The sequence below is a fragment of the Streptomyces purpurascens genome (assembly GCF_045040895.1).
Classification (GTDB): domain Bacteria; phylum Actinomycetota; class Actinomycetes; order Streptomycetales; family Streptomycetaceae; genus Streptomyces; species Streptomyces purpurascens.
In genome coordinates, this window is record NZ_CP108341.1 from 4759936 (window position 1) to 4785123 (window position 25188).

General features: G+C 70.8%; 20 protein-coding genes. 8 read left to right on the forward strand and 12 right to left on the reverse strand.

Annotated features, from left to right (window positions below):
* Positions 1 to 149: 149 nt before the first annotated feature.
* Positions 150 to 1121: a pirin family protein gene (locus OHU35_RS21705; protein ID WP_233878581.1), complete on the forward strand. Its 972-nt coding sequence runs from the start codon at positions 150 to 152 to the stop codon at positions 1119 to 1121.
* 109 nt (positions 1122 to 1230) lie between these two features.
* On the opposite strand, the gene OHU35_RS21710 is transcribed toward OHU35_RS21705, so the two are convergent.
* A complete protein-coding gene (locus tag OHU35_RS21710; RefSeq protein WP_189727098.1) occupies positions 1231 to 2499 on the reverse strand; it encodes an ATP-binding protein in 1269 nt (422 codons plus the stop codon).
* 323 nt (positions 2500 to 2822) lie between these two features.
* Between OHU35_RS21710 and OHU35_RS21715 the strand changes: the two genes are divergently transcribed.
* Positions 2823 to 3917, forward strand: a complete 1095-nt coding sequence (locus OHU35_RS21715; protein WP_189727097.1) for an AI-2E family transporter — start codon at positions 2823 to 2825, stop codon at positions 3915 to 3917.
* On the opposite strand, the gene OHU35_RS21720 is transcribed toward OHU35_RS21715, so the two are convergent.
* The gene (locus OHU35_RS21720) at positions 3872 to 6010 is read right to left on the reverse strand and encodes a SpoIIE family protein phosphatase (protein WP_189727096.1); all 2139 of its coding nucleotides are present in this window, start codon (positions 6008 to 6010) and stop codon (positions 3872 to 3874) included. The two genes, OHU35_RS21715 and OHU35_RS21720, sit on opposite strands and share 46 nt — an antisense overlap.
* Before the next feature lie 157 nt (positions 6011 to 6167).
* Between OHU35_RS21720 and aspS the strand changes: the two genes are divergently transcribed.
* From aspS to OHU35_RS21735, 3 genes are all read left to right on the forward strand, one after another.
* Positions 6168 to 7931 carry an aspartate--tRNA ligase gene (aspS, locus tag OHU35_RS21725; RefSeq protein ID WP_405506448.1) on the forward strand — a complete coding sequence of 588 codons (1764 nt, stop codon included), beginning with the start codon at positions 6168 to 6170 and terminating at the stop codon, positions 7929 to 7931.
* A 123-nt stretch (positions 7932 to 8054) separates the two neighbouring features.
* Positions 8055 to 9023, forward strand: a complete 969-nt coding sequence (locus OHU35_RS21730; protein ID WP_359891103.1) for an intradiol ring-cleavage dioxygenase — start codon at positions 8055 to 8057, stop codon at positions 9021 to 9023.
* 174 nt (positions 9024 to 9197) lie between these two features.
* Positions 9198 to 10541 carry an MFS transporter gene (locus OHU35_RS21735; protein ID WP_359891100.1) on the forward strand — a complete coding sequence of 448 codons (1344 nt, stop codon included), beginning with the start codon at positions 9198 to 9200 and terminating at the stop codon, positions 10539 to 10541.
* A 73-nt stretch (positions 10542 to 10614) separates the two neighbouring features.
* Here OHU35_RS21735 and OHU35_RS21740 read toward each other — a convergent pair whose 3' ends face one another.
* The 5 genes from OHU35_RS21740 to OHU35_RS21760 form a co-directional block, all read right to left on the reverse strand.
* Positions 10615 to 10785 carry a hypothetical protein gene (locus OHU35_RS21740; protein WP_405506451.1) on the reverse strand — a complete coding sequence of 57 codons (171 nt, stop codon included), beginning with the start codon at positions 10783 to 10785 and terminating at the stop codon, positions 10615 to 10617.
* 136 nt (positions 10786 to 10921) lie between these two features.
* On the reverse strand, positions 10922 to 11800 hold the full coding sequence (locus OHU35_RS21745) for a hypothetical protein (RefSeq protein WP_405506453.1): 879 nt from the start codon (positions 11798 to 11800) through the stop codon (positions 10922 to 10924).
* Between the two features lie 86 nt (positions 11801 to 11886).
* Positions 11887 to 12252, reverse strand: coding sequence for a PH domain-containing protein (locus OHU35_RS21750; RefSeq protein ID WP_189727091.1), 366 nt, complete (start codon positions 12250 to 12252; stop codon positions 11887 to 11889).
* A 146-nt stretch (positions 12253 to 12398) separates the two neighbouring features.
* Positions 12399 to 14114, reverse strand: a complete 1716-nt coding sequence (gene metG / locus OHU35_RS21755; protein WP_189727090.1) for a methionine--tRNA ligase — start codon at positions 14112 to 14114, stop codon at positions 12399 to 12401.
* A 149-nt stretch (positions 14115 to 14263) separates the two neighbouring features.
* Complete coding sequence (locus tag OHU35_RS21760; RefSeq protein ID WP_405506456.1) at positions 14264 to 16024, reverse strand: VWA domain-containing protein; 1761 nt, start codon at positions 16022 to 16024, stop codon at positions 14264 to 14266.
* Positions 16025 to 16303: 279 nt separating this feature from the next.
* Here OHU35_RS21760 and OHU35_RS21765 point away from each other — a divergent pair, with 279 nt between their 5' ends.
* Positions 16304 to 18400 (forward strand): PhoX family phosphatase, encoded by a 2097-nt coding sequence (locus OHU35_RS21765; RefSeq protein ID WP_189725488.1) that lies wholly within the window; start codon positions 16304 to 16306, stop codon positions 18398 to 18400.
* Between the two features lie 21 nt (positions 18401 to 18421).
* Here OHU35_RS21765 and OHU35_RS21770 read toward each other — a convergent pair whose 3' ends face one another.
* Positions 18422 to 19408 (reverse strand): LysR family transcriptional regulator, encoded by a 987-nt coding sequence (locus OHU35_RS21770; RefSeq protein WP_189725489.1) that lies wholly within the window; start codon positions 19406 to 19408, stop codon positions 18422 to 18424.
* A 173-nt stretch (positions 19409 to 19581) separates the two neighbouring features.
* Between OHU35_RS21770 and snpA the strand changes: the two genes are divergently transcribed.
* Positions 19582 to 20235, forward strand: a complete 654-nt coding sequence (snpA, locus tag OHU35_RS21775; RefSeq protein WP_189725490.1) for a snapalysin — start codon at positions 19582 to 19584, stop codon at positions 20233 to 20235.
* Here the strand turns inward: snpA and OHU35_RS21780 are convergent.
* Together OHU35_RS21780 and OHU35_RS21785 are read right to left on the reverse strand one after the other, a co-directional pair.
* Positions 20232 to 21245: an endonuclease/exonuclease/phosphatase family protein gene (locus OHU35_RS21780; protein WP_405506459.1), complete on the reverse strand. Its 1014-nt coding sequence runs from the start codon at positions 21243 to 21245 to the stop codon at positions 20232 to 20234. The two genes, snpA and OHU35_RS21780, sit on opposite strands and share 4 nt — an antisense overlap.
* A 43-nt stretch (positions 21246 to 21288) precedes the next feature.
* The gene (locus tag OHU35_RS21785; RefSeq protein WP_359891083.1) at positions 21289 to 22116 is read right to left on the reverse strand and encodes an alpha/beta hydrolase; all 828 of its coding nucleotides are present in this window, start codon (positions 22114 to 22116) and stop codon (positions 21289 to 21291) included.
* A gap of 78 nt (positions 22117 to 22194) precedes the next feature.
* Here OHU35_RS21785 and OHU35_RS21790 point away from each other — a divergent pair, with 78 nt between their 5' ends.
* Positions 22195 to 23550, forward strand: a complete 1356-nt coding sequence (locus OHU35_RS21790; RefSeq protein ID WP_405506461.1) for a PLP-dependent aminotransferase family protein — start codon at positions 22195 to 22197, stop codon at positions 23548 to 23550.
* A gap of 100 nt (positions 23551 to 23650) precedes the next feature.
* On the opposite strand, the gene OHU35_RS21795 is transcribed toward OHU35_RS21790, so the two are convergent.
* Positions 23651 to 24610, reverse strand: coding sequence for a hypothetical protein (locus OHU35_RS21795; RefSeq protein WP_189725494.1), 960 nt, complete (start codon positions 24608 to 24610; stop codon positions 23651 to 23653).
* Between the two features lie 87 nt (positions 24611 to 24697).
* The gene (locus OHU35_RS21800; RefSeq protein ID WP_189725495.1) at positions 24698 to 25138 is read right to left on the reverse strand and encodes a hypothetical protein; all 441 of its coding nucleotides are present in this window, start codon (positions 25136 to 25138) and stop codon (positions 24698 to 24700) included.
* Positions 25139 to 25188 lie beyond the last annotated feature (50 nt).

Genomic DNA, 25188 nt, shown 5'->3' on the forward strand with positions numbered 1-25188 from the left:
ACCCCGTGAGGGGGTGCCGGCCTTCCGTCATGTCGGTGCCGGGTGGTTCGGGCGGTCCTCCGCTGGGAATGCCCTCCCGGTTTTCTCTGTTTGGGGTAGCAGAAAGTTCAACGCTCAACTAAACTGGGCGTACACGAGGAGGAACCGACATGCCTGCAGTGACCGTCGAGAACCCGTTGACGCTGCCCCGCGTGACCGCGCCGACCGACGCCGTGGCACGTCCCGTGCTCGCCGTCACGACCGCTCCGAGCGGTTTCGAGGGCGAGGGCTTCCCGGTGCGCCGGGCGTTCGCGGGGATCAACTACCGTCATCTCGACCCGTTCATCATGATGGACCAGATGGGCGAGGTGGAGTACGCGCCGGGTGAGCCGAAGGGCACGCCCTGGCACCCGCACCGGGGCTTCGAGACCGTCACGTACATCATCGACGGGATCTTCGACCACCAGGACAGCCAGGGTGGTGGCGGGACCATCACCAACGGCGACACCCAGTGGATGACGGCCGGCTCGGGCCTGCTGCACATCGAGGCCCCACCGGAGCATCTCGTCATGTCCGGCGGGCTCTTCCACGGCCTCCAGCTGTGGGTGAACCTCCCGGCCAAGGACAAGATGATGGCGCCGCGCTACCAGGACATCCGCGGCGGCTCGGTCCAGCTGCTCTCCACCCCCGACGGCGGCGCGCTCCTGCGGGTCATCGCCGGTGAGCTGGACGGGCACGCGGGCCCCGGCGTCACGCACACCCCGATCACGATGGTCCACGCGACCCTCGCGCCGGGCGCGGAGCTCACCCTGCCGTGGCGTGAGGACTTCAACGGCCTGGCGTACGTCCTCGCCGGCCGGGGCAGCGTCGGCGCCGACCGCCGCCCGGTCCACACGGGCCAGACGGCCGTCTTCGGCGCGGGCTCCTCGCTGACCGTCCGCGCGGACGAGAAGCAGGACTCGAACACGCCGGACATGGAGGTCGTGCTGCTCGGCGGACAGCCGATCCGCGAACCCATGGCGCACTACGGCCCGTTCGTGATGAACACCAGGGAAGAGCTCCAGCAGGCGTTCGACGACTTCCAGAAGGGACGGCTGGGCACGATCCCGGCCGTGCACGGGATGTCCGAGGGCGGCCTCTAGGGCTCGCTGAGGCCACAAGCGGACGAGTCCGGCCCGGACACGGGCGGGGCTCGTCCGTGTTTGCTGCCTGGTTCGGTCCCTCGGGACCGGCTCCCCGTCGGCCAGGATGCTAGATGCGGGCGAACCTCTCCGTCTGCTGGGCGAATTCCTTGGCCATGGCGGCGCTGACCGTGGGCTGGGTGCCGTGGATCGTGTCGAGGTAGTCGTCGGTGGTGGCGGCGGTCCGGGTCCCGGTGTCGAAGGTGCGCTCGAACTGGGCCTGGGAGACGGTTCGCGCCGCGTGTGCGATGTCGGCGGGCGTGAACCCTTCGCTGGCCGACGCGAGTGCCGCGCTGTCGGCCTTCGCGTCCGCCCGGGCCAGATAGCTCTCCCACAGCGCGGTCCTCGCGGTGTGGTCAGGGGGGCCGATGGGCAGCACGTAGTCGAAGCGGCCGTGCCGCAGGAAGGCCGGGTCGAGCGTGATCACGTTGTTCGTGGCGCAGACGAGCAGCCGCCCTTCCTGACTCCGGAAGCGGACGATCGCCTTGAGCAGCTCGTTGACGACGCCGACCGCTGTCGCGTCCGCACCGCTGCGTGTCCCGGCGACCTCCTCGACCTCGTCGATGAAGACCAGGACGTGGTCGAGCCGGGTGATCTCGTCGAAGCGCCGGTTCAGCCCGCTCGCCAGGCCGTACTCGGCGGCCAGACGTGCGGGGAAGAGTTCGAGGAAGGGCCACCCCAGGCGGCCGGCGATCGCGTGTGCGAACGTGCTCTTGCCGGTCCCGGGCGGGCCGAACAGCATCACCGCCCGTGGCAGCTCGACTCCGTGCTGGGCGGCCAGTTCGGGATGGGCCAGCGGCAGGACCAGACGCCGCTCGATGAGCCGCTTCTCGTGCTGCATGCCCGCGACCTTCTGCCACAGTCCCCCGGGCGGCAGCTCCGCTCCGAGCGAGGAGAGCGTACCGGCCGACTGCGGGGTCACCGGCCCGCGTTTCTCGAAGAAGACCAGCCCGGGGCGGGCGTCGAATTCGCAGTTGCGCAGAGCGGTGGCACCGGTCTCGCCCTCGGGCAGGGCGGCGTGCACCGCCCGGACGCCGTCGGCGAAGAGCCGCTGCTCAAGAGCGGTGATCAGGTCACTGCCCAGTCCGCGCTGCCGCCAGCCGGGCGCCAGGCAGATGCGAAGGATCCATGCCCGGTCGCCCTCCACCCGGCTCACCGCGGCGCCGATCAGGACGTCGTCCGCCGTGGCCACGACAGCCGGGTGGCGGGCCTGGAGGGCTGTCACGGTGTCCGCGAGCGGGAAGAGCGGCGACTCCTCGGTCGTGCCGCTCTCCGCGTCGACGCGGACCACCGCCTCGAGATCGTCCGGGGAGTAGTCCCTGACCCGCCAACCCGTCATGATCAGCTCCACGTGTTCGGCCGTACTCCCATCATCGGCCGCTGCCCCGAGGACGCGCGCGACAGACGGCGGCCCTGACGCCGGGCATCCCCGGTCCGGGCATCCCCGGTCCGGGCGGCCCCGCGGCGCGGGGCCCGCCAGGTCGCTGCCGATGCCGACGGCGGGTCTCCTCGTTCCGGTCGCCCCGGCGGGCGGAGGCCGCGCGGTCCGTGCCGGCGGCGACGTGACCTGAACCGGCGATCGGAGCGGCGGCGCTGACGCCCCGTCACCCGGGCGGGCCGTTCCGGCGGGACGGGGCGTTCGGGGCGTGGTCGGGTGGAGGGGTGCAGGATTCCGATCCGATCGCGGCCGGGGCCGGGACGCTTCTCCCGGCCCCCCTCCGGCGCCTCGCCGCCTGGTGCGCGCTGATCCTGCTCGTCTCCGGGGTCGTCTACGTCGGGATCCGGCTGTGCGACGAGTTCCGGACCGCTGTCGTGCCCGTGCTGCTCGCGCTGCTGGGGACGGCGCTGCTCGGACCGCTGCACCGGCGGCTCGTGAAGGCCGGGGTGCGGCGGTCGGTCGCGGCCGGGCTCACCTGTGTGGCCGTGGTCGCCGTGGTGGGCGGGGCCGTGTACATCGTGGTCGCCGCGCTCATCGACACGGGCGACGAGATCATCGCCTCGCTCAAACAGGCCGCCCGCGGTGTCTCCGAGCACTTCGGGGCCGCCGGGACCTCGCTGGACGACCTGGCCTCCAACGCGCGGGAGCTGCTGGGGAAGTTCGGCGGCAGCGCCGCCTCCGGTGTGATCAGCGGGGTCAGTGTCGTCGGCGAGTCCCTCGCCATGGCCGTGCTCGCGCTGCTGCTCGTCTTCTTCTTCCTGCGCGACTCCGACAAGGCCACCGGGGCGCTGTGGGCGCTGGCTCCCCGGGGTTCGGCCGACACCCTGGAGGCCATGGCGCGGCGGGCCTTCCACGCCGTCGAGGGGTTCATGCGCGGCACCACCTTCATCGCGCTCATCGACGCTCTCTGCATCACCGTGGGGCTGCTCGTCCTGGATGTGCCGGGTGCGGCGGGACTGGGCGCGCTGGTCTTCGTCGGGGCGTACATCCCCTACCTCGGCGCCTTCCTCTCGGGCGCCGTGGCCGTGCTGGTCGCGCTCGCCGACCGGGGGTTCGTCATCGCGCTGTGGGTGCTGGGGGTCGTACTCGCGGTGCAGGTGCTGGAGGGGCATGTGCTTCAGCCGATGATCCAGAGCCGGACCGTGCAGATGCACCCGGCGGTGGTGATGGTGGCGATCACGGCCGGCGCGTCCGTCGCAGGCGTGCTCGGCATGCTGCTCGCCGTGCCGCTCACCGCGGCCGCCTTCGGCGTCCTCCAGGAGCTCCGTACCCGCTACGGCGACCAGGAGCCGTCGCCCGAGCCGTCCACGGACTCGTAGAGCTCGAACCAGATGCTCTTGCTCTCGCCCCGCGGGTCCACGCCCCAGGCGTGCGCGAGCAGTTCGATCAGGACCAGGCCGCGGCCGGAGGACGCCAGCTCGCCGGGTCTGCGCTTGTGCGGCAGGTCGTCACCGCCGTCGGTGACCTCGATGCGCAGCCGCCGCTCCCCCACCGCGCCGGTGATCTCGGCGACGAGCAGCGCGTCGGAGTCGGTGTGCACGAGGACGTTCGTCAGCAGCTCGGACAGCAGCAGCACCGCCGAGTCGACCTGGTCCGGGGAGGACCAGTCGTGCAGCAGCTCGCGCAGCTGCTGCCGGGCCGCCGCGACCCGCTCGGGTTCGGCCTGCGCGACCGTCAGCACCGTGCGCCGCACCGGGCGCACCGCGGTCATGGTGTCGCCGCACCCGCAGCCGTCGCCCTCCCGGCTCAGCAGCAGCACGGCGATGTCGTCCTCGCGGCGGTCGGCCAGCGGGCCGGTGGTGTGGTGCGAGGACGGCCCGTGCACGGCCTGGACGAGGGTGTCGGCGAGTTCCTCCAGATCGCCCTTGTGCTCCTCCAGGATCACGCGCAGCCGCCGCCAGCCGGTGTCCAGGTCGTGCCCGCCGGTCTCGATCAGGCCGTCCGTGCAGATCAGCATGGTCTCGCCGGGTTCCAGCGCGAGCCGGGTCGTGGGGTAGTCGGCGTCCGGGTCGATGCCCAGCGGCAGTCCGCCCGACGTCGGCCGTGTCAGCACCGTGCCGTCGGCCATCCGGAACGCCGGGTCCGGGTGCCCGGCACGGGCGATGTCCAGCACCCCCGTCGCCGGGTCGACCTCGACGTACACGCAGGTCGCGAAGCGCGGGTCGGACGGATCCTCGTCGCTGATGCCGTGCAGGAAGCGGGCGGCGCGGGACAGCACCGCGTCCGGTCGGTGGCCCTCCGAGGCGTAGGCCCGCAGGGCGATCCGCAGCTGGCCCATCAGGCCCGCCGCCTGTACGTCATGACCCTGGACGTCGCCGATGACCAGCGCGAACCGCCCGTTCGGCAGCGGGATCACGTCGTACCAGTCGCCGCCGACCTGGAGTCCGCCGCCGGTGGGGACGTAGCGGGCGGCGACGCTCATGCCCGGGATGCGCTGCGAACCGAGCCTCGGCAGCATCGTGCGCTGGAGCCCGTCGGTGAGGGCCCGCTCGCTCTCGACCACGCCCGCCCGGGTCAGGGCCTGCGCCAGCATCCGCGCCACCGTCGCCAGCACGGACCGCTCGTCCGGCGTGAAGGCGACCGGGTAGGTGAAGGCGGCCATCCACGCGCCCATCGTGCGGCCGGCCACGGTCAGCGGCAGGAACGCCCAGGAACGGCGGCCGAAGCGCTCGGCGAGCGGCCAGGCCAGCGGATAACGGGCCTTGTACTGCTCGGGGGAGGACAGATACACGGCCCGGCCGGTGCGCGCCGCCTCGGCGGCTGGGTAGTCCGTGTCCAGCGGCATCTCCGAGAACGGGCTCTCGTCGCCCTGCTGTTGCCCGTGGTGGCCGATGATCGTCAGCCGGTCGCCCGCCACACCGAACACCGCGAGCCCGTCCGGCGAGAACCCCGGCATCGACAGATTGGCCGTGACCCGCAGCACCTCCTGGGTGGAGCGCGCCTCGGCCAGCGCCCGGCCCGCGTCCAGCAGGAACGCCTCCCGCGAGCGCCGCCAGTCGCCGGTGACCGCGCTGCGCCCGGCCGGGGTGCCCGGCGTCGGCTCCGTCACCTCCTGGAGGGTGCCGATCAGCCGGTACGCCTTGTGGACCCGGTCGAAGGACGGCTTGGAGCGGCTGCGGACGATCCGGACGATCCGGCCCTGCTCGTCCATGACACGGATCCGCACCTCGGCGAGGGTGCCCTCGGCGACGGCGAGCTGGACCACGCCCGTGATCTCGTTCCAGTCGACCGGGTGCAGCCGGGCCCGGGCTTGTGCCTCCGTGAGGCTGACCTGCTCGGCGGGCAGCCCGAGCAGCCGTGCCGCCTCGGCGTCGACCGTGACCAGCCCGGTAGCGGTGTCCCAGTGCCATAGGCCGGTCGCGAGGGCGGCGAGGGCCTCCCCCACGGCGGGCAGGGGCTCGCCAGTGCGCATTGCCCTACTTTAAGAAGAGGGGATCGAAGACTGCCACCGATGACCGAAGTGTGCTCGATCGTTAACTGTGGAGAGCCGATCTTGCCCTGCCCGGTACGCTGGGGACCAGTTTCACGTGAAACACAGACCCCGATCAGCGAAGACTGGATGAACGACGATGCATCGGTACAGGTCCCACACCTGCGGCGAGCTCCGCGCCTCTGACGTCGGCACCGACGTCCGGCTGAGTGGCTGGCTGCACAATCGGCGCGACCTGGGCGGCATCCTCTTCATCGATCTGCGCGATCACTACGGCATCACGCAGCTCGTCGCCCGTCCCGGCACGCCCTCCTACGAGGCTCTCGACAAGCTCTCCAAGGAGTCGACCGTCCGCATCGACGGCAAGGTCGTCTCCCGTGGCGGGGAGAACATCAACCCCGAGCTGCCGACCGGTGAGGTCGAGGTCGAGGTCGGCGACGTCGAGCTGCTCGGCGCGGCCGCCCCGCTGCCCTTCACCATCAACGCCGAGGACGGGGTCAACGAGGAGCGGCGCCTGGAGTACCGCTTCCTGGACCTGCGCCGCGAGCGCATGCACCGCAACATCATGCTGCGCACGGCGGTCATCTCGGCGATCCGGCACAAGATGACGGCGCTGGGCTTCAACGAGATGGCGACGCCGATCCTGTCCGCGACCTCCCCCGAGGGCGCCCGCGACTTCGTCGTCCCGTCCCGTCTGCACCCGGGCAAGTTCTACGCCCTTCCCCAGGCGCCCCAGCAGTTCAAGCAGCTGCTGATGATCTCCGGCTTCGACCGCTACTTCCAGATCGCGCCCTGCTTCCGCGACGAGGACGCCCGCGCGGACCGCTCGCCGGGCGAGTTCTACCAGCTCGACGTCGAGATGAGCTTCGTCGAGCAGGAGGACGTCTTCCAGCCGGTCGAGAAGCTGATGACCGAGCTGTTCGAGGAGTTCGGCGGCGGACGCCACGTCACCTCGCCGTTCCCGCGGATCCCGTTCCGCGAGGCGATGCTGAAGTACGGCTCCGACAAGCCGGACCTGCGCGCCCAGCTCGAACTCGTCGACATCACCGATGTCTTCGAGGGCTCGGAGTTCAAGGCGTTCGCCGGCAAGCACGTGCGTGCCCTGGCGGTGCCGGACGTCTCGGCGCAGCCCCGCAAGTTCTTCGACCAGCTCGGTGACTACGCCGTCTCCCAGGGCGCCAAGGGCCTGGCCTGGGTCCGCGTCGCCGAGGACGGGTCGCTGTCCGGCCCGATCGCGAAGTTCCTCACCGAGGAGAACGTCGCCGAGCTGACCAAGCGCCTGTCCCTGGCCGCCGGTCACGCCGTGTTCTTCGGCGCGGGCGAGTTCGACGAGGTCTCGAAGATCATGGGCGCGGTGCGGGTCGAGGCCGCCAAGCGTGCCGGGCACTTCGAGGAGAACGTCTTCCGCTTCTGCTGGATCGTCGACTTCCCGATGTACGAGAAGGACGAGGAGACCGGCGCGATCGACTTCTCGCACAACCCCTTCTCCATGCCGCAGGGCGGTCTGGAGGCACTGGAGACCCAGGACCCGCTGGACATCCTGGGCTGGCAGTACGACATCGTCTGCAACGGCGTCGAGCTGTCCTCCGGCGCGATCCGGAACCACGAGCCGGAGATCATGCTCAAGGCCTTCGAGATCGCCGGGTACGACCGCGAGACGGTCGAGGAGAAGTTCGCCGGCATGCTGCGCGCCTTCCGCTTCGGCGCCCCGCCGCACGGCGGCATCGCCCCGGGCGTCGACCGCATCGTCATGCTGCTCGCCGACGAGCCCAACATCCGCGAGACCATCTCCTTCCCGCTCAACGGCAACGCCCAGGACCTGATGATGGGCGCGCCGACGGAGCTGGAGGAGGCGCGGCTGAGGGAGCTGCACCTGTCGGTGCGCAAGCCGCAGCCGAAGTAGGACTTCCGGCGAACGCGTAGGTGGCTCGGAACCGGCGTCGGTTCCGAGCCACTTTCGTACCCAGGGCATTTACCCAGCTCGTACCCAGGTTCCTGACAGACGCGCTCCCTAGCTTCCCTTCCCATGACGGGACAGGAAACGGCCCAAGGGCCGAAACACAAACGGGATCTCACACGCCGTAAGGTCGTCGCCGCGGGCGCCGGTGCGGTGGTGGCGGCGGGCGTCGGCGGTACGTTCGCGGCGGGCGCGTTCGCCGGGGAGGAGCCGAGGGCCGCCAAGGGAACGGCCGCCGCCGGCTCGGGCGAGGCCTGCTACAAGCTGACTTCTGAGACCACCGAGGGCCCCTACTACATCGACGCGGACAAGCTCCGCCGGGACGTCACCGAGGACCAGGAGGGCATCCCGCTCACCCTGCGCCTCAAGGTGATCGACTCCGAGAGCTGCAAGCCCCTCGCGAACGCTGCCGTCGACATCTGGCACTGCAACGCGCTGGGCGTGTACTCGGGTTACGAGGACATGGGCAGCGGCGGTGGCGGCGGGGGCGGTACGCCGCCCTCCGGTACGCCGACCGGCACGCCCACGGGCCCGCCTCCCGGCGGTGGCGGCGGTGGTGGAGGCCACCAGGAGCCGACCGACGACGAGCGCTATCTGCGCGGCACCTGGCGCACGGACAAGCGGGGCTTCGTCGAGTTCCGTACGGTCTTCCCCGGCTGGTACCAGGGCCGCTGTGTGCACATCCACACCAAGGTGCATGTCAACGGCACCTGGACCGACGCCGGTTACGAGGGCGGCACCACCTGCCACACCGGGCAGCTCTTCTTCGACGAGGAGTCCGTGCTGGCCTCCGCCGAGGCCGAGCCGTACTCCACCAACACCACGACCCGCACCACCCTCGACGAGGACACCATCTACCCCGGCAACGGAACCGAGGGCGGGCTGCTGAAGCTCAAGTACCGGAAGAACGCCATCGCCAAGGGCGTCGTCGCCACCCTCACCCTGGGCGTCGACCCCGAGGCGACGCACGACGGCACGGATGACGCGGTCCAGCCGGGCGCGTCGGCGCCGGCATCGACGTCGGCTTCCGCGAGCTGACGTAGCTGACGGACTGGGGGTGTGTGGGGCGGACGTCTACGGGACGTCCGCCCCACATTCACATATATGTACTTCTGCTCAATCCGTTGACCCGGAAGGCGGGCCTCCATAAGGTCCCTTCGAGAACGCGTACGTGATTGCTGTTCACGTATGTGCACATCGAGGGAGACAACGATGTCAGAAGCCGCGACCGCCATACCTGAGGTCGAGCAGCGAGCGGTAAGCAAGTTCCTGCGCCGCATGCTGCCGATCCTGGTCCTGATGCTGCTGGTCAACCAGATGGACCGGACGAACGTGGGCTTCGTCCAGAACGAATTGCGGGCCGACGTCGGAGTCAGCGCCACCGCCTACGGCCTCGGAGCGGGCCTGTTCTTCATCGGATACGCCCTGTTCGAAGTGCCGAGCAACATGCTCCTGGAGCGGCTCGGCGCCCGGGTCTGGCTGACCCGGATCATGATCACCTGGGGTGCGGTGATCGTGGCGATGTGCTTCATCCACAACGTGTGGATGTTCTACTCGCTGCGCTTCCTGCTCGGTGTCGCGGAGGCCGGCTTCTTCCCCGGTGTGCTCCTGTACTTCACCCAGTGGCTGCCGGACTCCAGCCGGGGCCGGGCCAGTGCGATCTTCCTGGGCGGCTCGGCGACGGCGTACATCGTGACGGGCCCGATCACGGGCGCGCTGCTGGAGCTGCACGGCGCGGGCGGCATCGCCGGCTGGCGCTGGATGTTCGCCCTCGAAGGAGCCTTCTCCATCCTGGTCGGCTTCATCGCCGGGTTCTTCCTCGTCTCCCGGATCCAGGACGCCAAGTGGCTCACGCAGGAGGAGAAGGACGCGCTGAGCGAGGCGGTGGCCCGGGACAAGGAGGCGCGGGACCGTGCCCCCTCGGTGTCACGTATGAAACTGATCTTCCACCCGCAGGTCGCTGTCCTGACCGCCGTCTTCTTCGCGATGGCCCTCACCGGCTACGCGATCACCTTCTGGCTGCCGAGCCTGGTGGAGGAGATCGGCGGACTGTCGCCCTTCCAGATCGGCCTGCTGTCGGCGATCCCGTGGGTCTGCGCCGTCATCGCGATGTACACGATGAGCCACTTCACCGACCGCGCCCCGGACCGCCGTCCCTACCTGGCGATCGCCCTGGTCCTCTCCGCCATCGGCACGTTCCTCGCCACCCTCGGCTCGCCCTGGTTCGGCCTCATCGCCCTCACGCTGGCCGCGGTCGGCGGCAAGTGCGCGGCCACACTGTTCTGGCCGATGGCCCAGTCGGGCCTCGACCTGAAGATCGCGGCGCCGGGGTTGGCGTTGGTCAACTCGATCGGCAACCTGGGTGGATTCGTCTCGCCGACGTTGTTCGGGTACCTGAAGGACACGACGGGCAGCACGAACGGGGGGCTGTACACACTGTCGGCGGCGTCAATTCTGGCCGTGCTGGGGGTGGCGTTCGTACGGCACACCAACCGGGGGCCGCGGGCGGGCTCGGGCGGTCGTACGGGGGTGAAGGGGGAGGCGGCAGTGGGGTAGCGCGCTGACTCCTGCGACACGGAGGCGCCCGGGGTGCGGTCACCCCGGGCGCCTTCTGGTGTCCGTCTGCCTGTCAGGCCGGGCTGGCCTGGCCGTCCGCGAACAGCTCCTCCGCCGCGGTGGCCGTCAGGGAGCGGTCGAACCAGAGGGTGAGGGTGTCGAGGTCGGTGCAGGAGGTGATGCGTTCCCTGGCCGTCTCGGGGATGTCGATGCCACGCTTCTCCAGCACGCGGAGGATGAGCATCGTGCGATCTTCTGCCCTGCCTTCTGCCTTGCCCTCCAGGTACGTCTGCTCGAAGAGGGTTCCCCTGCCCGGGAAGTAAGTGCCGACCATTTTCTCCAGCTCTCTCCAGGTTTCCTGGACCGGGGCGGGCTGCCGCTCACTCCTCGGCGAACAGGTCCGCCGCCGTGGTGGCCGTCAGGGAGCGGCCGAACCAGAGGGCGAGAGTGTCGAGGTCGGTGCAGGACGTGATGCGGTCGCGGGTGGCTTCGGAGATGGGGACGCTGTGCTTGTCCAGCACCTGGAGGATGGCTTCGGCTTTGCCTTCGGCCTTGCCTTCCAGGTACGTCTGCTCGAAGAGGGTTCCCCTGCCCGGGAAGTAAGTGGCGACCATTTTCTCCAGCTCTCTCCAGGTATCCCGGACCGGAGTGTTCTCCAGCCCGACTTCAAGCCATTCGCACCAGTATTTCGCTGTGGCCTCGTCGAGCGTCCGCATGCCGCGGGCCACCATGCCGAGTATGGCGGGGGCATTCTGGCTTCCGCTATGCACGATGGCTGAAAGCGTGGCCAGGGCCGGTTGCCGGGCGACAGCGGACTCGTCGGTGATCTCCGGAACGTTGTCGGGTCCCAGCACGAAAGGGCGGGTGCTCTGGGTCGTCCAGGTGCCGACGCGGCACTCAAAGGGGCCGGCCGCCCAAGTCGCGGTCGGCCGGTGCTTGCAGACCGCGACCAGTAGTACGGGCATGCCGAATTTCGCGTGCAGGTACGCCACGTAGTAGGCCCAGCTGGTCCCCTTGCCGGGAGCCCGGGCGGTCTGGGCCTCGATCGCGATGAGGAAGCCGTCCCCCTCGGACGGCTCGACCTTGAGCACCGTGTCCACCCGGCGCTCAAGCGGCTTGATCTCGGTTGCGTCGGGCGTGAGCGCCTCGACGATTGCCTTCGCGGGCGCTGGTAGACCCAACGCTTCGAAGACTGGGGTGAGAACCTCCGGATGGTCCTGGAAGATCCGGTGCGAGGTCTCATGGGTTGATGTGACCATGTGCGCAAGCTAGGTCCAATGGCCCTGGCATATGCGGTGGATGGCCGTGAGTTCACTCTTTCGAGCTTGGGCGAAACGTTCGGGCGCTACCTCGCCACGAACTGGGTCAGGATCGCCTGGACCTCGTAGATGTCGACGCCCTTGGTGAAGGTCTTCTGGATCGGGAGCTGGGAGCCGGAGAGCCAGATCTTGAGTTCGGCGTCGAGGTCGAAGGTGCCGGCGGTTTCCACCGCGAAGTGGGTGATGCTGCGGTAGGGGACCGAGTGGTACTCGACCTTCTTGCCGGTGATGCCCTGCTTGTCGATCAGGATCAGGCGGCGGTCGGTGAAGAGGATGGTGTCGCGGATGAGGAGGTACGCGGCGTGGACCTGTTCGCCGTGGCCGAGGAGGCGGGCGTAGTCCTGCTGGGCCGAGGCCGGGTCTACGGTGTGCGCGTTGCCGAAGAGTGCCATGGAAACCCCCGTGGTGAGTGGCGGCGGCCGGGTGGCCGGGTTGCCGTGCTTTGTGCGATCTTCGCAAAGCGCGGGGCCCGGGAGAAGGTGCTCGTTCTCCCGGGCCCCGCGCTGTAGCGAGCGTGTTACGACCGTTACGCCCTGACCTACTCGCTCTCGCCGCCGAAGCGGGTCTTGTACGACTCCAGGTCCTCGTCCGTGAGCTTGGCGAACAGGACCGGCGGGATGGTGAACGGGGTGCCGGCGGGGACCGAGGACAGGGACTTCGCCTCGTCCCGGGTGACCCAGGTCGCGGTGTCGTTCTCCAGGGAGAACGCCTCGCGCATCGTCTTCGCCGAGGTCGGGATGAACGGCTCGGAGACCACGGCGTAGAGGTGGATCAGGTTCATCGCCGTGCGGAGGGTGAGGGCGGCGCCCTCCGGGTTGGTCTTGATCTCCAGCCAGGGGGCCTTCTCCTCCAGGTAGGAGTTGCCCGCCGACCACAGGGCGCGCAGCGCGGCCGCGGCCTTGCGGAACTGGATGGCCTCCATCTGGGCCTCGTACTCCGCGAGCAGGCGGGCGACCTCCTCGCCCAGCTTCGCCTCCGCCTCGCCGGGCTCGGCGCCTGCCGGGACCTCTTCGCCGAAGCGCTTCTTGGAGAAGGACAGGACGCGGTTGACGAAGTTGCCGAGGGTGTCGGCGAGGTCCTTGTTGACCGTGGCCGTGAAGTGCTCCCAGGTGAAGGACGAGTCGTCCGACTCGGGGGCGTTCGCCATCATGAAGTAGCGCCAGTAGTCGGCGGGCAGGATTTCGAGGGCGTCGTGTGTGAAGACCCCTCGGCGCTGCGACGTCGAGAACTTGCCGCCGTAGTAGTTCAGCCAGTTGAAGGCCTTGATGACGTCGACCTTCTTCCACGGGGCGCGGGTGCCCAGCAGGGTCGCGGGGAACATCACGCTGTGGAAGGGGACGTTGTCCTTGCCCATGAACTGCGTGTAGTGGACGTCCGCGTCCGACTTCCACCACCAGGAGCGCCAGTCACGGTTCTCCGGGTCCTGGTCCGCCCACTCCTTCGTCGAGCCGATGTACTCGATCGGGGCGTCGAACCAGACGTAGAAGACCTTGCCCTCGGCCGCCAGGTCGGGCCAGGTGTCGGCCGGGACCGGGACGCCCCAGTCCAGGTCACGCGTGATCGCGCGGTCGTGCAGGCCCTCGGTGAGCCACTTGCGGGCGATGGACGAGGCCAGCACCGGCCAGTTGTCGGCGCGCTCGTCGACCCATGCCTCGACCTCGCCGGCCAGCACCGACTGGAGGAGGAAGAGGTGCTTGGTCTCGCGGACCTCCAGGTCGCTGCTGCCGCTGATCGCCGAGCGGGCGTCGATCAGGTCGGTCGGGTCCAGGACGCGGGTGCAGTTCTCGCACTGGTCGCCGCGGGCCTTGTCGTAGCCGCAGTGCGGGCAGGTGCCGATGATGTAGCGGTCGGGCAGGAAACGGCCGTCGGCGTTCGAGTAGACCTGGCGGATCGAGCGTTCCTCGATGAAGCCGTTGGTCTTGAGCTCGCGGGCGATCTCCTGCGTGATCTCGTGGTTCTGCGGCGAGGAGCTGCGGCCGAAGTAGTCGAAGGCCAGGTTGAAGCCGTCGTAGATCGCCTTCTGCTGGTCGTGGGCCTGGGCGCAGAACTCGTCCACGGGGATGCCCTGCTCCTTGGCGGCGAGCTCTGCCGGGGTGCCGTGCTCGTCCGTGGCGCAGATGTACAGGACCTCGTGGCCGCGCTGGCGCAGATACCGTGAGTAGACGTCTGCCGGGAGCATGGACCCCACCATGTTGCCCAGGTGCTTGATCCCGTTGATGTACGGAAGGGCGCTGGTGATGAGGTGTCGAGCCATCGCGGGCTGCTCCCAAGTCGCTACGCGGGGTGACGATCTCGTGGTCTCGGTCGTCTACGGAACCTTGAAATCGTAGCTGACATGGGTACGCCGCCCGCCTCCCCTTTTACGGGGTGAGAAGCGGGCGGCGTCGGTGGAGCGCTGAGGGGCTACGGGCGCCAGTTCGCCAGGACGCCCTCGTAGAGCTCCTTGTCCGTGAGCTCGCGGGGGGTTTCGCCGGCGAGGAAGTGGGACGTGTTGGGGGTCTTGAGCTTGCGGAGGTAGTCGAAGGCCTTGTTCTCCGGGTCGCCGAAGGCGACGAAGGAGAAGAAGACGGCGGGGTGGGACTTGGCCGCGTCGGTGAGGGCCTGGGTTGCCGGGGTCTTGGCGTCGGGGGCGCCGTCCGTCTGGAAGATCACCAGGGCCGGGGTGTCGGTCGCCGCTTCCTTGCTGTGGTGGGCGAGGACTGCCTCCACTGCCGCGTGGTAGCTGGTGCGGCCCATGCGGCCGAGGCTCGCGTGCAGGGTGTCGATCTTGTTCTCGTGGTCGGCGAGGGTGATCTCGCCGGTTCCGTCGAGTTCGGTGGAGAAGAAGACGACCTGGACCGTGGCCTCGGGGTCGAGGTGGGCGGCGAGGGCGAGGGTCTGTTCGGCGAGGGCCTGGGCGGAGCCGTCCTTGTAGTACGGGCGCATGGAGGCGGAGCGGTCGAGGACGAGGTAGACCTTGGCTCGGGTGCCGGTGAGGTTGTGGGTCTTGAGGGTGGTGGTGGCGGCCTTGTAGGCGGTGGTGAGGCCGGGGGCGTGGGACTTTACGCGGGTGAGGGGGAGGGCGGGGGTTGCGTCGCCCTCGGTTGCGGGTTCTGTGTCGGCCTCGGCTTCGCCTTCGGCCGAGTCGTTCCCACCCGCACCACCCGTGCGGTCATCGTTGTCGGGTGCGGGTGGCCCCTGTGGGGCGGATTCGCCGTCGGCGGGTGCGGGGGCCTCAGCCTCTGGCTGCGGGGTCGCTTCCGCCTTCGGCTCCGCTTCCGGCTCCGGCTTCAGTTCCGGCTCCGGCTCCGGCTGTTCCGCGGCAGGCTCGGGCTCGGCCTCGTTAACGGCCTCGTCCTGGGCCTCCGGCTTCGCCTGGGCCACCGGCTTCGCTTCTTCCGGAGCTGCCTCGGGCTCGGCAGCCGCCGGCGTCTCGGCAGCGGTCGGTCCTGCGGCTTCCGCCTCATCGGCAGCAGCCGGCTGCTCCTCGACGACTGCCGGCTTTTCGGCGGCCGTCGGCTCTTCGACGGCAGCGGCCTTCTCCGCGGCCTCCGCGACCGCCGGCTTCTCGGTGCCCTCGGGCTCCTCGGCGACTGCCGGCTTTTCGGCGGCCGTCGGCTCTTCGACGGCAGCGGCCTTCTCCGCGGCCTCCGCGACCGCCGGCTTCTCGGTGCCCTCGGGCTCCTCCGCAACCGCCGGTTCCTCGACGACCGCCGGTTCCTCGACGACCGTCGGCTTCTCGACGACCTCCGGTTCCTCCGCGACCGCGGCCTTCTCCGCGACAGCCGGCTCCTCGGCAGCCGTCGGCTCGGCAACCGCCGCCTCCGGCGTCTCCCCCGCCGCAGCCTCAGCCTCAGCCGGCGCCGCCTCGTCGGTCTCCGAAGAGCGCGTCGGCCGAGGTACCGCCGCCACCTTGTCGAAGGCCGCGGAGACCAGGTCGTGTTCGTCGGGGGAGGAGGTGCGGGGTTCGGGGACGTTCGCCGTGGGGGAGGGGGTCTGGCGTTCGCCGGAGGCGGTCGGGGGCTCCTGGGCGGGTACCTGGCCCCGGGGCGTCGATGTGTCGGCCGGCGGCGTTGCCGTCGGCTCCTCCGGGGTCGTCGTCGGCCGCGCCGCACCCTCCGCCTCGGCGGTCCGTGACTTGCGTGACCGTCCGAACGCGTTCCGCAAGAGAGTGAGAATGCCCATGTGCGCGCAACCCTTCGCGTGAGTTGAAGCCCGTCAATCCCTGGCCAGGACGGACACGTAAGGTTAGCGGCCCTCCTGTGTGATCTTGGGCAGGGTCGGGTGTGCGAGGCACAGACTGTCAAGGGGACATCCGGCCCGCGACGGTGTCGCCCTGCTGAATCGAAGCAACTGCCGCACGGATGCCGCAGGTTCACCCGCAGTTCATCCAGGCGCCCGGCTCCCGCACGTATGTGCTCCTACGGTCACGCTGACACCAAGGGCATCCAAGGAGAGAGCAAAGTGCGAAAGCTGCTGCCGTTGATCGGAACGCCGTCCGGTTCGCACCCTGGCGGCCGGTCCGCCATGACCTGTCGTTTCCGGTGTGGTGACGCCTGCTTCCACGAGGTGCCCAACACCAGCTCCAACGAGTACGTCGGTGATGTGATCGCCGGTGCGCTCAGCCGCCGGTCGATGATGCGGGCCGCGGCCGTGGTGACCGTGGGCGCCGCGGGTGCGGGGGCCGTGGGTCTCGGGCAGGCGCAACCCGCCGGTGCGGCACCGGCATCCGCACCGGCGACGGCAGCGGACGCCGCCGCGGTCGCCCGGCGTAAACACAAGGGCGCGCGCGGGCTGCGCTTCGCGCCCGTCGCGCCCAACACCACCGACGCCGTGACCGTGCCGGACGGGTACGGGCAGAACGTCGTCATCCGCTGGGGCGAGCCCATCCTGCGCGGGGCGCCCGCCTTCGACCCGGAGAAGCAGACCGCCAAGGCGCAGGCCGGGCAGTTCGGGTACAACTGTGACTTTCTCGCCCTCCTTCCGCTGCCGGGTGAGCGGGGCAGGCAGCTGCTCGTCGCCAATCACGAGTACACCGACGAGATCCTGATGTTCCGGGGGTACGACGCCGCCAACCCCACCCGTGAGCAGGCCGAGATCGCCTGGGCCGCGCACGGGCTGTCCGCCGTGGTGGTGGAGGGGGACCGGAAGACGGGGAAGCTGACCGTCGTCTCGCGGCATCAGCTCAACCGGCGCGTCACCGTCACCACCGAGTTCCGGCTGACCGGGCCCGTCGCCGGGTCGAAGCTCGTGCGGACCTCCGCGGACCCGACCGGCACCAAGGTGTTCGGCACCCTCAACAACTGCTCGGGCGGGGTCACCCCGTGGGGCACGACCCTGCACGGCGAGGAGAACTTCAACCAGTACTTCGGCAACGCGAGCCGGGACACCGACAAGCGGTACGGGGTCGGGACCGGCGCGACCGAGCGGAAGTGGGAGCGGTTCGACAAGCGGTTCGACGTCGCCCAGGAGCCGAACGAGGTGCACCGGTTCGGGTATGTCGTCGAGTTCGATCCGTACGATCCGGAGTCGACGCCGCGCAAGCACACCGCGCTCGGGCGGTTCAAGCACGAGGCCGCGACCGTGCGGCTCACGCAGGACGGGCGGCCCGTCGTGTACTCCGGTGACGACGAGCGGTTCGACTACTTCTACAAGTTCGTCGGCAGCAAGCGGATGCGTCACGGGTCCTCGCGTGCCGTGCGCGAGCACAACCTCTCGCTGCTCGACGAGGGGACGCTGTACGTCGCCAAGCTCACCGGTGACTCCCCCGCCCTCGAGATCGACGGCACGGGCAAGCTGCCGAAGGACGGGGAGTTCGACGGGAGCGGGCAGTGGATTCCGCTGGCCACCGCCACCGCGAAGGGTGCCGTCTCGCATGTGGACGGGATGACCGCGGAGGAGGTGTTCGTCTTCACCCGGCTCGCCGGTGACAAGGTGGGCGCCACCAAGATGGACCGGCCCGAGGACATCGAGCCCAACCCGGTGACCGGCAAGGTGTACGTCGCCCTGACCAACAACACCAACCGCGGTGTCGGCTCCAACGCCAAGGCGGACGAGGCCAACCCGCGCCACGCCAACAAGCACGGGCACGTGCTGGAGCTCACCGAGCGCTGGAACCGGCCCGAGAGCACGAAGTTCGCCTGGTCGCTGTTCCTGGTCGCCGGTGACCCGGACGACCCGGCGACGTACTTCGCCGGGTTCCCGAAGGACGGCGTCAGCCCCATCTCCTGCCCGGACAACGTCGCCTTCGACCCCTACGGCAACCTGTGGATGTCCACCGACGGCGCCCAGCTCGGCTCGCACGACGGCCTGTTCGGCGTGGCGACGCGGGGTGAGCGGCGCGGTGAGCTCAAGCAGTTCCTGACCGTGCCGAAGGGCGCCGAGACCTGCGGTCCGATCATCCAGGACCGGCGCGTCCTCGTCTCCGTGCAGCACCCGGGCGAGATCGACGGCGCGTCCGTGGAGAAGCCGGCCAGCACCTGGCCCGACGGGCCCGGGAAGTACGTCCGGCCGGCGGTCGTGGCCGTGTGGCGCGCGGACGGCTCCGACATCGGCGTCTGAGCGGCCGCGCCTTCAGCGGGATCAGGGCAGGGCCGGGCTCGGCGGTCTGTGCGGGCCGTCGGGTACCGGTCGTGCCCCGAGCCGCGCCGTGCCATGAGGCGCTCGGTCCAGCCAGTCCCGGTACGCCGGTGCCTGCCGCGCCACCTCCCCGTACGCCTCCTCCAGCGCGGGGTAGACGCCGGCCAGGGCCGTCTCCGTACGAGCCGCGACGAGCAGCCGTACGCCGAGAGGGTCGCCTTTGAGGCGGCGTACGGCCATGTCGGGGCGGGGGGTGCGGGTCGGCTGGCACACGGTGACCACCTCGCCGGTCGCGACCAGGGCGTCGGCCGTGTGGTAGTCGCCGTGCAGCACGTGGGGGCTGACGTCGGCGGCGCGGAACATCCGCTGGACGGCGTCCCATTCGCCGTCGACCGTGGGGTCGATCATCCAGCGGTCGCCGGCCAGGTCGCTCAGGTCGACCTCGGGTTTCGCGGCGGCCGGATGGTCGACGGGCAGCGATACGCACTGCGGCTCGCGTTCGACCAGGACGCGCAGCCGGAGTTCCGGGGGGATGCGCAGCGGGCAGCCCTCCACCTCGTGCACGAAGGCGACGTCGAGCTGGCCGTCGAGGACCATGCGGAGCAGGGCGTTCGCGGAGACGTTCATATGAAGGGTGGGATTCTGGCCGTGGGCGCGCAGGCGGCGCAGCCAGCCCGCCAGGGCCTTGCTCGCGGTCGAGCCGACACGGAGCTCGGCGCCGCCGGCCGCCGCCGCCCTGGCCTCGACCACCAGCAGGTGCATCTCGCCCAGCAGCGGACGGGCGCGGCTCAGGACCAGGCGGCCCAGCGGGGTGGGGCGGCAGCCGGTGTGGGCGCGCAGGAACAGCGGGCCGCCCAGCTCCTGTTCGATACGGCGCAGTTGTGTGCTCAACGATGGCTGGGCAACGCCCAGGTGCCGGGCGGCGCGGTGCAGACTGCCGGTGTCGGCTATGGCGCACAGCGCGCGGAGGTGCCTCACCTCGAGCTCCATGCTCTGTGAGGCTAAAGCGGAATCGCGCCTATAACCAGCCACATAATTCACCGCTAAAGCATGTGAATTGGGCAGCCAATAGTTCTGTCCTATCGCTGGTTGCCATCATCACAGGCGCCGCACAGGCATCGAGACTCACCGGTGACGACTCAATCCCCCACCAAGGAGTCTCGATGCGAAAGTCCATGTCCGCGCTGGCGGTTCTCGGTCTCGGCCTTGCGACGGTCGGCTTCGGTACGGCGGTTCCCGCCGCGGCGGCCCCGGCCCCGCACGCCGGGTACGTCGCCCAGTCCGCCGAATCGGACGCGAGCAAGGCCTTCTTCCAGGCCGTCCTGAAGTCCGTCGCCGAGAAGCGTGCCGCGAACCCGAGTGCCACCGCCGCCGTCACCGTCGTCTACGACGCGTCCCGCGCCCCGACGTTCAGCTCCCAGATAGCGCGCAGCACCCAGATATGGAACAGCTCGGTGTCGAACGTGAGACTCCAGTCGGGGTCCGCGTCCTCCGCCGACTTCAGCTATCGGGAGGGCAATGACTCCCGTGGCTCGTACGCCTCCACCGACGGGCACGGCAGCGGCTACATCTTCCTCGACTACAGGCAGAACCAGCAGTACGACTCCACGCGGGTCACCGCCCACGAGACCGGTCACGTCCTCGGTCTGCCCGACCACTACACGGGCCCGTGCAGCGAGCTGATGTCCGGTGGCGGGCCCGGCACGTCCTGCACCAACGCCATTCCGAACGCCAACGAGCGGTCCCGGGTGAACCAGCTGTGGGCCAACGGCTTCGCGGCGGCGATGGACAAGGCTCTGGAGAAGTCCGGCCGTTAGGACCCATCCTCAGGCCGCTGATGGAGCGTCAGGTCGGTGATCACCGACCGGTGGTCCGTGTCGGCCAGGTCCAGGACGCGGGTGTCGCGGGCCGCGAAGTCCCGCGACACCAGCACATGGTCGATCTGGGCGCCGAGCGTCGGGGCGGTCCGGGCCGGCCAGGTGGCCGTGCGGTCGGCGCCGTCCAGGCGGGAGGCGTCGCGCAGGCCGGTGTCGAGGATGCGGCGGAAGGCGGCGTGGTCCTGGGAGGCGTTGAAGTCGCCGGCCAGGACGAGCGGGGTCCCGCGGTCGGTGACGGCCGCGGCGCGCACGGCGCCGAGTTCCCGCTTCCAGAGGTCCACCTGCCCGGGCAGCGGGGGCATGGGGTGGGCGAGCTGGAGCCGTACGGCGTGCCCGTCCACGTCGGCGATCGCCCCGGGCATGCCCATGGTGGCGGGGACCCCGTCGGTGGGCCGGAGCGCGAAGCGGCTGAGGATGACGGAGCCCTCGGAACCGCCGCCCTCGACGGCACTGCGGTGCGGATAGCCCTGGGAGAGGTCCTTCTTCAGCCGCGCGTCACAGTCGTAGTCGCACTCCTGCACGAAGACAATGTCCGGTTTCTCGCGGCGGACGGCGGCGACCAGGGAGTCGGTGCCCTGCCCGAACTCGACGTTCGAGGTCAGCACGCGCAGGTCGGCGACCGGGCGGCCCGCGGGGTCGTCGACCTTGCCGTACGGCTCGATGAACCAGGCCAGCAGGCCGAGCACGGCGACTCCCCAGACCGTTCCGAGCCACCAGCGGGAGCGCAGGGTGAGCAGCAGCGCCAGGCCGGTGGGCGCGAGCAGCCAGGGGAGGAAGGCGAGGAGCTGCGGGACGGGTGTGATGCCGTCGCTGTCGGCGGTCCGGAAGCCCACGACCACGCTCACACCCGCGAGCAGCAGGAAGGCGAACCCCGCGCCGAACCTCCGCCGGGGCGGGCGGTGCTCCGGCCCGTCGTCCGTGGCGGTCCATTCGGCAGCGGCGGTGTTCACAGGCCGGCCTTCCGTTCGCGGGGTGGTTCGCCCGCATCCTCCCTCAAGGACGGGGTGGGGCGGAGGAAGGTTGCCGTGCGTCGACGCGGGCCAGGAACTCCCCCAGCGCCTGGTCGAACACGTCCGGGCGTTCCAGGTTCGGCATATGGGCCGCGCCGTCGATGATGTGCAGCGCCGCGTCCGGGAGGGCCGCGTGCATGGCCAGGGCGTCGGAGACCGGTGTGAAGGTGTCGTCCGCTCCCACGACGACCAGGGCCGGGACGGAGACGCGGGTCAGCAGATCGTCGTAGCCGGGGCGCCGGGCGCGGGCGCGCAGGGCCGCGGCGGCGCCCTCGGGGGCGGTGGCCGTCATCATGCCGTGGACGTGGGCCTTGACCCCGTCGGGGGCGTAGGGGGCGACCATCCGCTCCAGGACCTCGTCGGCGTAGCCGCCCATGCCCTCCGCCAGGAGGCGGTCCGCCATGGCGTCGCGGGTGCGGACGCCCTGAGGGGTCTCCGCCGACGGGAAGGTGTCCGCGAGGACCAGGCCGCTGACCCGCTCGGGGAACAGGCGGTAGCAGTCCATCGCGATCTGGCCGCCCATCGACAGGCCCGCGAGGACGAACGACTCCACCTTCAGCTCGTCCAGCAGGGCCTCGATGTCCCGGGCGAATCCGGAGAAGTCCGTGACGGCCGGGGTGACCGGAGAGGCGCCGTAGCCGCGCAGGTCGGGGGCGATGACCCGGCGGTCCGCCGAGAACGTCTCGAGCTGCGGGGCCCACATCGTGCGGTCGAAGGGGTGGCCGTGGACGAGAACGAGGGGGACCTTGGGGACAAGGGGCTGCCGGGAGGAGTCGGGGCCTTTGTCCTCGTATGCGAGGAAGGGTGCCATGGGGACGACCCTAGGCCGCCCAACTACTCGGTGCAATAAGATCTTTGCTCTCGGTGCAATGCAAGGGGAGGCCGACCGATGGGTGACTACCGGCGTATCGCCGACAGGATCGCCGACGACATCGCCACCGGACGGCTTCGGCCCGGTCAGCGGCTGCCGCCGCAACGGGCGTTCGCGCGGCGCCGCGGGATCGCCTCGTCGACGGCCGGCCGGGTGTACAGCGAACTCGTACGGCGCGGGCTGGTCGTCGGCGAGGTGGGGCGCGGCACCTTCGTACGGGCCGGCCCGGCGGGTCCGACGGGGCAGGCGCTCGCCGAGCCCGGCCCGGCCGACGCCCCCGTCAACCTGGAGCTCAACTACCCCAGCGCGCCCGGTCAGCCGGAGCTGCTCGCCCCCGTCCTCGCGCCCCTGCTGCGCCCCGACGTGCTGGCCGAGGCCCTGCTGCCGGCAGCCGCCACCGGCACCCCGGAAGCGCGGGAGGCCGCGGCCGCCCTCCTCACCACGCCCGGCTGGCGCCCTGGCCCGGACCGGCTGCTGTTCACCGGCAACGCCCGCCAGGCCATCGCCGCCGTCCTGGCCTCCCTGGTCCGGCCGGGCGGCCGGGTCGGCGTGGAGCAGCTGACGTATCCGCTGGTCAAGGAGATCGCGGCCCGGCTCGGCATCACCCTGGTGCCGCTGGCCGGTGACCCGGCCGGGCTGCTCCCGGAGTCCGTCGCGGCCGCGCACCGCACGGCGCCCCTGTCCGCCCTGTACGTGCAGCCGACGCTGCACAATCCGACGTCCCTGACGACGAGCCGGACACGGCGGCTGCAACTCGCCCAGCTGATCCACCACTTGAACCTCCCGATCGTGGAGGACCGCATCTGGTCCTTCCTGCACGGGTCGGGCGAGCGGCACGGGGCCGGTGATCCCCTCGCCGCCCATGCCCCGGCCCTCGCCCATGTCGTCGACGGGCTCTCCAAGCGGGTCGCCCCCGGGCTCACCGTCGGGTTCCTCGTCGTGCCGCCGCAGCGGGTCGCCGCCGTGGCCGACGCCGTGCGGTCGGGCGGGTGGAACGCGGGCCGGTTCGCGCTGGAGGCGGCCGTGCGCTGGGCGTCGGAGGGGACGGTGGCGCGGCTGGTGGAGGCCAAGCGGGCGGACGCGGTGCGGCGGCAGCGGATCCTCGCCGAGGAACTCGCCGGCTTCGCCGTGCGCTCCGACCCGCGCGCATATTTCGCCTGGTGGGAGCTGCCGTCCCCGTGGCGCGCCGACACCTTCACGGCCGCCGCCGCGGCGCACGGCATCGCCGTCACGCCCGGCCCTGCCTTCGCCGTGGCCCCCGGCCATACGCCCGACGCCGTCAGGCTCGGGCTCGCGTCGGCTTCGGAGGGGGATCTGCGGCGGGCGCTGCGGACGCTCGGCCGCGTCGCCGCGCGGCGGGGGACGGGTTTGTGAGTCACGTGTCTGGTGCCACCGGTGGCGGCTGCGGCGCACGGTATCGCCGTGACGCCCGGTCCTGCTTTCGCCGTGGCCCCCGGCCATACGCCCGACGCCGTCAGGCTCGGGCTCGCGTCGGCTTCGGAGGGGGATCTGCGGCGGGCGCTGCGGACGCTCGCGCGCGTCGCCGCGCGGCGAGGCACCGGCCTGTGAGCCACGAGCCGAGCGCCACCGTCAGGCCGAGGACGAGCAGCAGCCAGGACACCGTGCGCAGGGTGGTCGTGAGGGCGTCGTAGACCGCGCCCGCCGCCGGGCGGTGGAGTGCGTCGGGCAGGTCGGCGAGGGTGAGGCGGCGGCCGATCGCGACGGCGAGGACCAGCAGCCCGCCGCCCAGGGCCGTGCCGAGGCCGAGGGCGGTGACCGCGCGGCGGCGGCAGGCGGCGACGGCGATCCCGGCGACGGCCAGGACGGCGGCGGTGAGCGGCAGCCAGAACGCGGCGGTGTCCAGCACGTGGTATCCCCTGCGCAGTCGGTCCATGTCCCCGGCCGGGAGCACCGGGACCCGGGCGTGTGCGACCGGGATGCGGTGGGCGAACGCCACGTGGTCGTCGGCGAGTTGGCGTTTGACCCGGGCGACGACCGGGGCGAGGTCGACGGTGACCGCGGCAGCGTGCGCCTCGTCGTCGCGCAGGGAGTGCAGCACGGCGGCGTGGACGGCCTGGTTCGCCGCGTCCCAAGCGGCCTGGAACGCCTCGGTGCGGGTGAAGGAACGCGCCGCGTCGTGCACGAAGGGCCCGACCGCGCCGCGCAGGGAGCCGGTGTCGAGCTCGTACCCGGCCTCCCGCATGATGCCGTCCCCGACGGCGTCCGCGACCGCGCGCTGCACGTCCGGGTCGGCGGCCAGCGGCGCCATCGTCCGGACGTAGCGGCCGGTGTCGGTCAGCCCGTGCGCCGCCCAGGACGCGAGCGCCCCGAACGGCACGAGCAGGCACGCGAGGGCCAGCAGAACGGCCGACAGGGCGTTCCGCGGTCGTGGGGGCGCCTTCTCGGGTACGGGCGCCCGGTCTGGCTCGGGCACCCTCCCAGGCAAGCCGCCCCGGGCCCCCTTCGCGCGCGGAGTGACTGCAATCGGCCCCACATGTCGAGCCGAACGAGGGCCGGCCGATCAGCCGATGCGGTGGCCGGTCGCGTCCTCACGCGAGTAGTACCGGTAGAACAGCATCACGAGCACGCCCGCCCCCACCGCCAGCCCCAGCCCGGCCGACTTCAGCACGGATCCGCCGGTCTGGCTGTAGAGGAAGCCCATCGCGCAGCCCGTGAAGACGAACCAGAGCAGCGCGTGCAGCTCGCGGCGCAGCCGCTGGGCGACGTTCCAGACGGCGGCGAACACCACCGCGAAGACGAACGTCGTGAGGAAGCCGAACAGCAGGTTCCAGCCCGTGATGGGCCCGGCGTCGCGCCGCAGGGCCGCGGCCCAGTAGCCGTAGACGAGCCCGACGGCGACGGGCACCGCGACCTTCGCCATGGCGTGGGTGCGCGGGCTGAAGACATCGGGTGTACGGCGCCGCAGGACGATCTCGCGTGAGGCGGGTGCCGCATGAGCCATGAGAGTGCTCCTCTCTCCCTGCCCCTGCCTACCAGGGCACACCTGCGGGG